The sequence below is a fragment of the Streptomyces sp. NPDC008092 genome (assembly GCF_042957285.1).
Taxonomy (GTDB): Bacteria; Actinomycetota; Actinomycetes; order Streptomycetales; family Streptomycetaceae; genus Streptomyces.
The window spans coordinates 278165-290882 of record NZ_JBIBHY010000013.1 but is presented as its reverse complement, the minus strand read 5'-3'; the positions used below and the strand labels follow the sequence as shown (position 1 = coordinate 290882).

Below are 12718 nucleotides of genomic sequence, written 5' to 3'. Positions count from 1 at the left end.
TTCGCCTAACCCTCACTGTCGATTTCCGCGTTCAGCAGAGAGATGAGTTCTTCTTCCGACAGGCCTTCGGCCTCGGCGAGATCCAGTGCCTCCACGTCCGGGGCTTCGGGAGCGGGCACCGGGACGGCCTCGGGAACGGCCCCGGCCGCGCCCTCGACCTCGCCCTCGGGAACGGCCACCTCGGCCAGGTGCCGGGCGAGCGCGTTGACGGACCCGTGCTCGAACATGACCGTCGCCGGGATCGGGATGCCGAGGGCGGCGACGATCCGCCTGTGCACGTTCGTCGCCATGAGCGAGTCCATGCCGAGCTGGAAGAAGCCCGCGTCCGGGTCCAGCTCCCGGGGGTCGAACTCCAGGGCCGTGGCCACCAGGCCGAGGACGAACTCCGCGGCGGCCGGCACCCGTTCGGCCGGCGGCAGGGTGCGCAGTCGCCCGCCGAGCCCGGCATGGGCGGCGGCACGGCGACGCTGCGGCGCGGCCGGTTCGGGCGCCTGCGCCACGGCCCGGGTGTCGCGCTCGCGGTACCAGAGCCGCTCGTGCTGCCACTGCTGGGGTACCGGCGGCACCGCCCGGGCGACCGGGCCGAGCAGCGTGTCGAACCGCATCGGCAGGCCTGCGCAGTGCAGCGCCGCGGCGCCCAGCAGCAGGGGTTCCCCGGCCGCCGGGCCCGAGTTGGGCGCGGGCACGGCCAGCCCCTGGACTCCGGCGTCGGCGAGGGCCCGCTGGAGGCTGCTGGCGAGCGGCTGGCCCGGACTCAGGTCGACGAACAGGCCGGCGCCGAGGCCGAGGGCGGTCTGCGCCGCGTCCCAGAAGCGGACCGTGCGCCGCATGTTCTCGAACCAGTGCCCGGGCCCGAAGTCGGTGCCTTCGCGGACCTGTCCGGTCACCGTGGAGACGATCTGCGGACCGGCCGGCCGCGGAGTCAGCCCGGACAGCGCGTCGAGCAGCCTCTCGCGCATCGCGTCCATGGCCGAGCTGTGGGTCGCGACCGCCTGGCTGACCAGCCGTGACGGGACGTTCTCCGCCTTCAGCTCGGCCGCCGCCTTCTCCAGCGCGTCCTGCGGGCCGGAGAGCGCGGCGGACAGCGGCCCTTCCGACGAGGCCACCACGAGCCCGTCGTGGCGCCGGACCAGATCGGCGAGCCGGTCGGCCGACGTGGCGACCGCGAGCATCCCGCCGTGGCCCCGCCGTGCCTCGACGGCGGCGCTCTGCGCGCAGATCACCCGGGCGCCGTCGACGCGGTCGAGTACCCCGGCGAACCGGGCCGCGGCCGCCTCACCGAACCCGTGCCCGACGACGGCCTGCGGGCGGACCCCCAGCTCCGTCCACCAGGCGGCCAGGCCGAGGGTGATCGCGTACCGCACCGGCTGCACCAGGTCGATCCGCCGCTCGTCGTCGATGCCCTCGATCAGGTCGTGGATGCTCCGGCCGAGCCACGGGCGCAGGGCGTCGTCGCAGTCGTCGAACGTCTCCCGGAAGGCGGGGCTCTCCTGCGCCAGCCGCCGCGCGGTCTCCGCCCAGCCGCCCTGCGCGTGCGCCGAGAAGGCGAACACCGTGCCGTTCGGCGCGTCGGCGGCCCGCCCGCTGGTCACTCCGGGAGCGAAGCCGGACTCCGACCAGTCGCCGAGCCGCTCCGCCGCCTCGCGCGCGGTGCGGGCCACCACGGCGAGGCGGTGCTCCTGGTGGGTGCGCCGGACGGTCGCCGTGTGCGCGACGGCCCGGTACTCCGCGTCGCCGGCCGGGGCCCCGTGCAGGAAGTCCTGGTGCGCCGCCGCGGTCGCGGCGAGGAGGTCCTCGGTGCGGGCGGACATCGCCACGACGTACGGGGGCGGCGGGGCGGGCGCTGCCTCGGGCGCCGGTGCCGGTGCGGGGCCGAGGATCGCGTGCGCGTTCGTCCCGCCGGCGCCGAAGGAGCTGACCGCCGCGTGCCGGAAGCGGTCGGGCACCGTCCAGTCCTGGGCCTTCTCGGCGATGGCCAGCCGCGTACCGTCCAGGTCGATGTTCGGGTTGAGGCGTTCGAAGTTCAGATTGCCGACGATCCGGCCGTGCTTGATGCACAGTGCGGCCTTCACGAGCCCGGCGAGTCCCGCGGCCGGCTCCAGGTGGCCGATGTTGGTCTTCACCGAACCGACCAGGCAGGGCGGCGCCCCGTCCGCGCGCCCGTAGGTCGCCGCCAGTGCCTCGACCTCGATCGGGTCGCCGAGCACCGTGCCCGTGCCGTGCGCCTCGACGAGGGTGATCTGGTCCGGCTGGAGGGCGGCGGACCGAAGCGCCTGGCGGATCACCTTCTGCTGGGCCCGGCCGTTCGGGGCGGTCTGGCCGTTGCTCAGCCCGTCCTGGTTGACCGCGGTGCCGTTGATCACCGCGATGACCGGGTCGCCCGCGGCCACCGCGTCGCCGAGCCGGCGGAGCGCGACCGCGACCACGCCCTCGCCTCGGGTGTAACCGCTCGCGGCGGCGTCGAAAGTGCGACATCGGCCGTCCGGCGAGAGCGGCATGCCCTTGGCATGGGCGATCGCCACCGAGGGGGACAGGATCAGGTTCACACCGCCGGCCACCGCCAGGTCGCTTTCGCCGCTGCGCAGGCTCTGGCAGGCCAGGTGCACCGCGACGAGCGAGGAGGAGCAGGCGGTGTCCACGGTCAGGCTCGGGCCGTTGAGGTCGAGCAGGTAGGAGAGCCGGTTCGCGATCAGCGAGTTGGTGCCGCCGGTGATCGTGTAGGTGTCCGCCCAGGACGGGTCGGCGACCTGGAGCTGGAGGTAGTCGGCGGAGTTCACCCCGACGAACACGCCCGTCGAGGTGCCGGCGAGCGTCTCCCGGGAGAGTCCGGCCCGGTCCAGCGCCTCCCAGCCGACCTCCAGGAAGAGCCGCTGCTGCGGGTCCATCCGGGCGGCCTCGCGCGGCGAGATACCGAAGAAGTACGGGTCGAACTCGTCGACCCCGTCGACGAAGGCGCCGTACCGCATCCGCATCCGGCCGGGCGTCTCAGGGTCGGGGTCGTAGTAGGAGTCCCCGTCCCACCGCGAGGCGGGGATGGGCGTGACGGCGTCCACACCGCCGGAGAGCAGGTCCCAGTAGTCCTCCATGGACCGGACGCCGCCGGGCAGCCGGCAGCCGATGCCGATGAGGGCGATCGGCTCGCTGCGGGCGCGCTCCAGCTTCTCGATGCGTTCCCGGAGGCGTGCGACGATGCGCGCAGCGTCGGGTGCCGGCGCGGGCCGAGCCGCGACGGTGGGGGAATCGGTCATGTCAGAGGTCCTCTATGCGTGCTTCGAGGAGTTCGAGCTCCCGCAACAGGCTGTCTGCGTCGTCCGCACCGGGCTGGAGCACGGGTCCGTCGGGTGGGCCGGGCGGCAGCGGCTCGGGCGGCCGCTGCGCGTCGGCGTCGTGCCGCGGCGTGTTCAGCCCGGCCTTGTCGATGAGGTAGGGCACGAGTTCCTGGACCGTCGGGTAGTTGAAGGCGAGGCTGGAGGACAGCTTCACGCCGAACTTCCGTTCCAGCCTCTTCCGGAGCTCGACCGCCATGAGGGAGTCCATGCCGAGCTCGCGGAACGGCTGGTCGACCCGGAGACGCTCGGGGCTCGTGTCCACGATCCGTGCGACGGCCGCCCGCACGACGGACTCCACCTCGGCCGTCGGGTCGGCCGCCGTGAACGGCTCCGGCCCGCTTTCGTCCGCCGCCGCGGGCCGCGCGGACTCCGGGGCCTGCGCGAGGCCCCCGGGTTCCGCGGCAGGTGAGGCGATCCGCAAGGCGTCGGACCGGCGCACGCGCAACCCGCGGAGCTCCATCAGCTCTCCGCCGGTGGCGTCCAGCACCCGCACGTCGGCCAGGGTCCCCGCGGGGCCGTCCGCTGCGAGCCGCACGTGCACGGAGACCGTGCCCGACGGCTTGCCGGAGAAGGAGATCGAGTCGGCTCCCTCGACCACCACCACACCCGTCCCGCCCGGGTCGCCGCCGAGGACGGCGGCGGTGGCGGTCTGGAAGGCGGCGTCGTGGACGGCGCGCGGCAGTCGCGTGCCCGCCATCGCGAGGTCCTGTGCCGTGAGCGTGGCCTGCGCGACGGCGCCGCCGTCGAGAAGCCGGAAGGCGGTCACCCGCCGGTACTCCGGACCGCACTCGACGCCGTGGTCGGCGAGCAGCCGGTAGAAGCCGTCCTCCGTGAGCGCGTCCGGCGCGGAGAGCGCCGTGTCGTCTCGCTTCGTGTCGTGGCGCCCTGTGTCGTGGCGCCCTGTGTCCTGGCGCCCCGTGTCCTGGCGCAGGGGGCCGTGCCCGTCCGGCGCGCGGTCCTCGGCCCGGAAGACGGCCTCGGCGAGCAGGACCGGGGTCGCGCCGCCGCGGTCGAAGACCCGGAAGCGGGCGCCGCCGGCCTCCTCGGCCAGCACCGACTGCACGAGCCGCGGCCGTCCCGCCTCCGGCGCGAGCGCGGAGGCGAACAGGAGGTCGCGGACACCGAGTTCCGTCCCCGGCAGCACCTCGTCGACCGCCGCCGCGGCCAGCGCGAGGTAGGCCGATGCCGGCACCACCGCGGTGCCCCGGACCCGGTGGTCCGCGACCTCCGGGAGCTCCGCGGACAGCCGCGTCTGCCAGTAGTGCACCCCGGGTTCGACCGCCGAGTCGAGCCGGGCGCCGAGCACCAGACCCGTACCGGCCGCGTACCCGGAGCGCGCCCCGCGATCGGCGGCGGACAGGCCGGGAATCGGGAAGTGCTCCCGCTGCCAGGGGTACGCCGGCAGGTCCGCCTGACGACGGGCGCCGGGTCGTAGCGCCGCGCTTCCGTCGACCTCGACACCGGCGAGATGGGCGGCGCCGAGCGACCGCAGCATGACCGTGCGTCCGTCCTCGCCGCGGCGCAGCGACGGGACGACCGTCACCTGCCGCCCCGCGTGCGCGGCGGCCTCGTCGATCGAGGTGGTGAGGACGGGGTCCGGGCTGATCTCGACGAAGAGGGTGCTGCCGTCGTCGAGCAGCGACCTGACACCGTCCGGGAACGGCCCGGGCTCGCGCAGGACGTCGCCCCAGTACGCGGCGTCCATGCCGGAGCCGTCGACGCGCCGGTTCAGCACGGCCGAGTGGATCGGGACCCGGCCGGCGGCCGGCCTGAGCTCGCTCAGCTCCGCCCGCAGCTCCTCCGGCGGGCCGTCCGGCAGAACCGTGCCCAGGCAGGCGATCCGCAGGCCGTCGTCCAGGGTGAGAGCCCCGCTCGTACACGCCGCCGCCACCTCGCCCGTGCCGTGGCCGAGCACCACGTCCGGCTCCACTCCCCAGGACCGCCACAGCGCGGCGAGTGCCACCTGGACGGAGAAGAGCAGCGGCTGGACAGGACCGTTCGGCTGCCCGTACGCCGTGCTGGAGTTCAGCTCGTCGAGGAGCGAGCGGCCGAGCAGCGGCGCCGCCTTCGCGTCGCACTCGCGCAGCACCGCCGCGAACACCGGCTCCTCGACCGGCAGGCTACGGGCCGTGGCGGACCACTGCGAGCCGGGACCGGGGAACACGAACGCGGTCCGGGGCCGGCCGGCCGCAGGCTGCCCGGAGGCCCATGCGGCCTGCGCGTCGCCGCTCCGGGCGAGCCGCTCCAGGTCGGCGGCCAGGCCGGGCAGATCGCACCCGACCGCGGCGAGCCGGTACGGGAAGGCGGTGCGGCGGGCGGTGGCCAGGCAGACGTCCGCCGCGGTGGTCTCCGGCGTGGCCGTGCGCAGCGCGTGGGCCGTCTCCCCGGCGTACTGGAGCAGCGCCTTCGGGCTTCGCGCGGAGAGGGTCAGCAGGTGCGCCGTCCGTTCGTCCCGCGCCGGCGGCCGCCGGCCGAGCGCCCGCAGCGCCGCGAGCGCGTCGGAGAGTCCGCCGCGCGGGTCGCCGCGCCGCATGGTGCCGAGTGCGACAGGGGTGCGGCCGTCGCCGGTGGCACCGGCCGTGGCCTCGTCGGTGAGCTGCGTCAGCGCGTGCAGCAGCACGGCATGGGCGGTGATCTCCAGGAGTACCGAGGCGCCGTCGGTCATCGCCCGGCGTACGGCGTCGTCGAACCGGACCAGGCGGCGGAGGTTCTGCGCGAAGTAGGCGCCGTCGACCTCACGCCAGTCGAGCGGTTCCGCGGTGACCGAGGAGATCAGCGGGATCCGCCCCGGGCGCGGGCGCAACTCGCCGATGTCGCGCACCAGGTCCTCGATGACCTGCTCGATCGCCGGGCCGTGTCCGGCCACGTCGACGTCGATCATGCCGGCCTGGGCACCGGCCGCCCTGGTCTCGGCGACCAGCTCTTCGAGCCGGGCGCGATCGCCGGAGATCACGGTGGAACGCGGCCCGTTGCACGCGGCCACGTGCACCCTGTCGTCGTCGCCGACGAGCGCGTACGCCTCGGCCGCCGTGTACTCCAGCGCGGCCATGCCGTGGTCGGGCCGGGCCATCTGGTATTGGTACCGGCTGTATTGGTAGACGAGCGCCGTCGCCTGCTCCACGTCGAGGATTCCGGCGATCACGGCCGCCGGGATCTCGCCGATGCAGTGTCCGACCACCGAGGCCGGGCGCACGCCGTGGTGCTCCAGCAGGCGGGCCAGGCCGACCTGCACGGCGTACAGCAGCGGCAGGACCACGTCCAGGCGTTTCCTGGACTCCGAGCCCGTGGCGAGCTTCTCGGCCAGGGACCAGCCGGCCAGCGGGACGAAGTAGCGGTCGCACTCCTCGACCGCGGCGCGGAAGACCGGCTCCGCGCGCATCAGTTCGACGCCCATCTCCGGGTACTGGTGCCCGTGCGGAGAGCAGACGAAGAGGATGTCCGGGTTCGGCCCGTCCGCGGGTGGGGCGGTAGGCCGCCCGACCGGCTCCTGGGTGCCGGCCGGGGGCAGTTCACGGAGCCGCGGCTCGTCGCGTCCTTCGAGAACGACGTGCACGTTCGTGCCGCCCCAGCCGAAGGCGCTGACTCCGGCGAGCCGGCGCGCGTTCCGCGGCCAGGCCTCGTTCTCGCGCGGGACGCGCAGGCGCATTCCCTCGAAGTCGATGTGCGCGTTCGGGATGTCGAAGTGCGGGTTCGACGGGATCCGGCGGTGCCACAGGCAGAGCGCCGCCTTCATCAGCCCCGCGATGCCCGCGGCGCCTTCGAGGTGGCCGATGTTCGCCTTCACCGAACCGAGGACCAGGTCGGGCGCGTCCTCCTGCCGCCCCGCGGTGAGCACCGCGCCGAGCGCCGAGGCCTCGATCGGGTCGCCGAGGGCGGTTCCCGTGCCGTGCGTCTCGACGTACGCGACCTCGCGTGGGTCGACCGCCGCCGTCGCGTACGCCCGGCTGACGACTTCCTGCTGGGCGACGGGGTTCGGCGCGGTCAGGCCGTTGCTCTGCCCGTCGTTGTTGGCGGCCGATCCCCGGATCACGCACCAGATCCGGTCGTTGTCGGCGAGCGCCCGCGACAGGGGCTTGAGGACGACGACGCCGCAGCCCTCGCCCCGGCCGAACCCGTCGGCACTCTCGTCGAAGACCTTGCACCGGCCGTCCGGCGCCAGAGCGCCGAAGCCCTGCAGCGCCTCCGTGGTCCGCGGGTCCAGAAGCAGGTTGACCCCACCGACGACGGCCACCTTCGACTCCCCGGTGGCCAGGCTCTGGCAGGCGAGGTGCACGGCCAGCAGCGAGGACGAGCACGCGGTGTCGACGACGAGGCTCGGACCGCGCAGCCCGAGTGCGTACGAGAAGCGGTTGGCGATCATGTTCAGGGAGCGCCCGCTCGCCAGGTAGGCCGAGGCCGGGCCGTCCGGCGCCGCACCGAGGTCGGCGTAGTCGTGCCAGATGGCGCCGACGAACACGCCGGTGCGGCTGCCGGCGAGGCTGCCGTCGCCGAGCCCGGCGGCGTCCAGCGCCTCCCAGGCCACTTCGAGGAAGAGGGACTGCTGCGGATCCATCTCCTGCGCCTCACGTGGGGAGATGCCGAAGAAGAGCGGGTCGAACCGGTCGACGGGGCCGCGGAGATATCCGGCTTCACGCGGCCCGGACCTGGGCGTGAGCCGCCCCGGCGGTACAGGTCCGGTCAGGTCGGCGCCGTCGCTGAGGAGCTGCCAGAACTGGTCGACGTCGTCGGCGCCGGGGAAGCGGCAGGCCATGCCCACGACGGCGACGGGCTCGCCGCTCACGGGTGCCCCGGATTCCTCCGTCCCGCCCAGGGCTGTCGAATCCGGTGCCGTCGAATTCGGTGCCGGTCCGCCGAGCAGCCGCGCGACCAGTCGCTCGACCGTCGGGCATTCCCACGGGAGCGTGGCCGGAAGCTTACGGCCCATCAGTTCGCCGAGTGCCTCGACGAATCCGACGGCCTTGAGCGAGTCGAGTCCATAGGAGGAGAACACGATGTCGTCGCGCAGAGCAGCGGGATCCATGCCGAGCCGGGCGGATAATTCGGCGCGCACCGCAGCGGCCAGGTCGGCAGACGGATGATCGGCCGACTTTGTCGCTTCCATTCAGAGCTACCCTTCCCCCGAAAGGTTGACCGGAATATGAAAACTTCTTTTGTGCGACCTCGTTCGGCTCACCAAATACGGGCGAGAGCCAATATGACCTGAAGAGGGGGTGTGCAACACTGCCGTTACAAAAGTGGCCGTGGCCGTCCGTAGATCCCCTGAAATTCGAATTCCCAGCTCTTGAGCCGTGACGCGACTGACCTTTGCAGGCCCCGCGTTGGCTTGTCAAGCTCCTTTACATGAGCATGGGACAGGCCCGCCGACCCCTGGCACGGAGGCCAATTCCGCTTGGTGACGCCGCGGGTGGGCCCGCACAGCGGCCGACGGAAGCCCCACGGCGGGTGGCCTGGAGTGGCCGGATGTCGCGCCCGGGAGCGACGTCGCTCGCGGCGGCCGCCGGGATCACTCCGCTTGATCGGGCGTGGGGCCGGTCCGGCGGCGGGAATTAACAATTCCGGTCCCGGCCGGGTCGAGGAGAGTGGCGAGCAGGTCCACCTCCTCACCGTCGCGTTCGGGCACGGCGAGCGCTTGCCCTACGGGATGCGCATATCAGGGCCGACAATTCTCGTGGATGCAGATCCACAGCACAGCCCTCGCCCGCGCGGGGGCGCCTTCCACCGCCGACACACCTGACACCTCATCAGACGATCGCCGCATGATCGTCAAGCTGCCTGGGCGAGCGTCGTTCCAGAGTCAGGACACCGCCCGTAACACCCACGACACACATCATGCGGGCCGCGACGAACGGCCGCGCACGGCGTCACGGACATTGATCACGCCGGTCCAGATCCGGGTCACCCGATCCGTCTTCCCGTGGGTACCAGCCGCGGCCGGGTCGTACGTTCCGCGGAACAACGCCGGTGCGCTCCAGGACGACCGCTGCCCTGGTCGATCGCAGCCCCGTCGTCTCCTTCCGCCGGGACGCCACTCGCTCAGCCCTCGCAGTGCGCGCCGGCCACCGGGAGGACGGTGACGGGGTCGCTGTCACGGGAACCGGTGTGCCGGACGAACCGGTAGCACTGCTGCTGCCCGGAGGCGTACACGAGGACGGTGACGGTGATGTCGGTGACCTGGCCGGTCACCCTGATCACGTCGTAGGCGTAGGCGTCGGAGGCACTGCCGGCCGACGCGAGGAGTTGCCGGACCTCCGAGCGGGTCGCGCCCGGTCGGACGAGGGCGCGCAGGGCTTCCTGGGCGGACTGGGCCGCGCCGGTGACCGGCTGCCGCCGCGCGCACTCCGCCTCGGGCCGAGCCGTGACGTCGGCCCGCCGGCCACCCGTGCCGCGCCGGAACGCCAGGGCCTGGCAGCGCGTCTCCGACTCCGTGCGGACGGCTCCCCACAGGGCGGGGCGTACCTCGTACCCGCCGGAGAACGGTGTGACGACGGTCAGCCGGCCTGTGCTGCGGTCGTACACGAGATCCGGTGCCACCGCACTCCCACCGGAGTCCGGGTCTCCTGCGTCGCGCAGCACGATGTCCTGCGCCGCCGCACCGCCTGCGGCCGTACGCGCCGCGGTCAGCGCCCGTACGGTCGCCGACACGGCCTGCCGGGCCTGCCGTTCCACCGCGGCACGTGCCTGCGTACGACGGTCCGCGTTGCCCTCTCCGACCCGGTGGAACGCGTACGCCGTCCAGGCGAGGCCGGTCCCGAGGACGAGGACCAGGACGACCAGCACGGCCAGGCAGCCGCCGGTCACCACGCGGGCTCCTCGCCCCGTGAGGTTCTGGTCCGTCACCCCGGCACAGGCGTTGGTCCCCCGGCCCTTGGGCAGCGCCGACTCCCGTACGAACAAAGGCAAGTTCACCCTCCCGTTCGGTGACAACTTCACCTATTTGCGCAGCGACGGCAGTTGGCGGGCCAGGTCGGCATGAACAACGCCGACGCGAAGCCCACACACATGTACAACGTAAGCCGGGCGAGCAGGACCAGGACGTCGCCTACGATGCCGTCGTCTTCCAGCCGACGACCCACCGCGGCGAGTTCGGACCACCGCTTCACCGACTCCTGATCTCTCCTGCCTCCTCACCCACTACGGCGATACACCCGCGCCCCGGCTCCGGCCGGCCCGCACGGCGCACCGCCGCCCCCGTCCTCGCCCCACCTCCCGGAGCCCCGACCATGCAGCTGCCCGCCAGCCGCCTCCGCCAACTCGCCTTAGCAGCAGCGGCGTTGGCCCTGCCCCTCACCGGATGTTCATCCGCACACCACAGCACCACCTCCGCGGCCGCCACCGGCCCGACGGCCGACTCCTCGCCCTCCTCCCCTGCCTCCGGCGAGCCGTCCGCGTCGCCCTCCGCGTCCTTCGACCTCTCGGCCTGGCCGACCGCGCCGACCGACGTCGACGAGACCGGGTTCCCCAGGGGCCACTCCTACGGGGTGCTGTCGCGGCACTACACGGGCAAGGACTTCATCGGCGCCCTGACCCGGCAGTGGCACATCAGCCTTGCCGCCCGAAAGAAGCTCGGCCCCATAGGAAAAGGCGCCGGGCCCGCTGTATGGCATGCCGCGGGAGCCACGCATCCGTCCAACGGCACCGAACTCTGGGTGGCTGGGCTGTGGGACCTGGCCGGCGATCTGGAGTACCTGTCCTGCGGGGCCACCGCGAAGGCACCCGGCCGGGCCGCCTTCCTGCACGCCTGCGCCCGGTTCGACCACATCGGCGCCCGCCCCGCCGCGGCGGTCCGCCGGCTCGACGGCGTCACCGGCCCCGTGGACCGGAAGTACCGCGAGGACCACCTGCCCGTGGACAGCCCCCTGTACCGGGCGGGACCGGCCGCCGCCTATCTCTTGGAGTACGGCGGCGGCCCGACCCCCGCCACCTACGAGCTCACCTTCTTCGGCGTCAGGAACTGACCGCGCCCGGGACGGCACCCGAGCCGGAGCCGACACAGTGGGCAGCCCGAGCCGGACTGGGCCGAACCGTCGAGCGGGTCGGTGATCCTTTTCCGAAGGCGCGAGGATCGCGACGCACTCCGCATGAGGCGTCATCGGAAGAGGGCCGGCTTGAACGGATCCCAGAAATTACCTGGTCAGAGCCGTTTCTCGACTCATCGTCCTTCGTGCAGGCGCCCAGACGTGCCGGCGGCAGCCGGCGGCGGTCAGGTCAGAATCCGATGGCCTCACGCAGCAGCAGGACAGTGCTGCGCCCGGACTGCGGCTCGGCGTTGAGGACCAGCAGACGGTTGACGGCGCTCGACTGCCCGTAGACCGCCTGGGCGCGCACGTTCTCCAGCGCGAGGGCGTGCTCCTCGACCCGGCGCAGTGCGGTGCTCAGGTCGGGCACCACCTTCTGCGCCCCGACGATCCAGATCGCCTTTGCGGCGCCGCCTGCGGCGGCGGGCAGCTGGCTGCCGCTGCCCGAGGCGATGACGAGCGAGCCGGTCTCGGTCACGGCCGCGACGCTGGCGACGAAGACGTCCGGAGTGGCCACCAGCCGGCGGATCCGGTCGAACTCGGTGGCGCGGTCCATCTTCAGGACGCGCGGCCGGATGGCCTGGCAGCGGTCGTCCTCCTCGATGTCCTGCGCGATGCCGGAGAGCCTAAGCGTCTCGCTGGCCCCGGTGAACACGCCCGCACCGTCCGGTATCAGTTCCTTGACGCGGGCGCGCGCCGCCGCGGCGTCGTCGAGCAGTTCGGCGGTGAAGCCGTTCGCCCGCAGCGCCGCCACCGCCCGGTCCAGCCGCTCGGCGGACGCCGGTGCGCCGAAGTCGTCGGCCGCACCGGCGGCCGACACGTCCGCCTCAGCGGCCGCCGCGGCCAGGACGACGTCCCGGACCTCACCGGAGCCGTGCGACCGGCCATCGGGGCCGGGCGCGGAGCCCCGCAGCGGGGTCGTGTCGACGTACCTGACCTCGTAGACCCGCTCGGCGAACTTCCAACCCTCCGGCGTTCGCCGGTAACTGTCGTGGTAGACGGCGAAGTTCAGGCCCGATCGGCCGTCGAGCACCCGCGCGATCTCCTGAATGTAGGTGCGGCCCGCGGCCGTGTCTCCGTCGAGACGGATCGTGCCCGGGTGGCTGTTCTGCACGAAGAAGTCCCACTGGGCCTGCAGGCGTTCGCCTCCGGTCCGGATCTCCTCGCGGCCCACGAACTCGACCGGGATGTCGGGCATGCGCAGCACGCCGTCGGGGGTGAACAGCGCGGCGAGGCGGGCACGGTCGCGCATCATCGCCGCGTCGGTGAACTCCCCGCGCAGCGCCTCGATCTCGACGCGGTCGGCGATCTCCTGGAAGTCGTTCATGTTCGGCGTCCTGTCCTGTGGCCGGTGTGTTCCTCTTCACCCGGTCC

General features: G+C 73.2%; 5 protein-coding genes. 1 reads left to right on the top strand and 4 read right to left on the bottom strand.

Going from position 1 to position 12718, the window contains the following annotated elements:
* Positions 1-5 precede the first annotated feature (5 nt).
* The 3 genes from ACFZB3_RS36505 to ACFZB3_RS36495 all read right to left on the bottom strand — a co-directional run bounded on the left by ACFZB3_RS36505 (position 6) and on the right by ACFZB3_RS36495 (position 10229).
* Positions 6-3248, bottom strand: coding sequence for a beta-ketoacyl synthase N-terminal-like domain-containing protein (locus ACFZB3_RS36505; RefSeq protein ID WP_391383549.1), 3243 nt, complete (start codon positions 3246-3248; stop codon positions 6-8).
* Position 3249: 1 nt separating this feature from the next.
* Positions 3250-8430 (bottom strand): acyltransferase domain-containing protein, encoded by a 5181-nt coding sequence (locus ACFZB3_RS36500; protein ID WP_391383545.1) that lies wholly within the window; start codon positions 8428-8430, stop codon positions 3250-3252.
* Positions 8431-9362: 932 nt separating this feature from the next.
* On the bottom strand, positions 9363-10229 hold the full coding sequence (locus ACFZB3_RS36495; protein ID WP_391383537.1) for a hypothetical protein: 867 nt from the start codon (positions 10227-10229) through the stop codon (positions 9363-9365).
* A 320-nt stretch (positions 10230-10549) separates the two neighbouring features.
* Here ACFZB3_RS36495 and ACFZB3_RS36490 point away from each other — a divergent pair, with 320 nt between their 5' ends.
* Positions 10550-11284, top strand: coding sequence for a hypothetical protein (locus ACFZB3_RS36490; protein ID WP_391383534.1), 735 nt, complete (start codon positions 10550-10552; stop codon positions 11282-11284).
* Between the two features lie 250 nt (positions 11285-11534).
* Here ACFZB3_RS36490 and ACFZB3_RS36485 read toward each other — a convergent pair whose 3' ends face one another.
* Complete coding sequence (locus ACFZB3_RS36485; protein WP_391383531.1) at positions 11535-12671, bottom strand: LUD domain-containing protein; 1137 nt, start codon at positions 12669-12671, stop codon at positions 11535-11537.
* Positions 12672-12718: the final 47 nt, after the last annotated feature.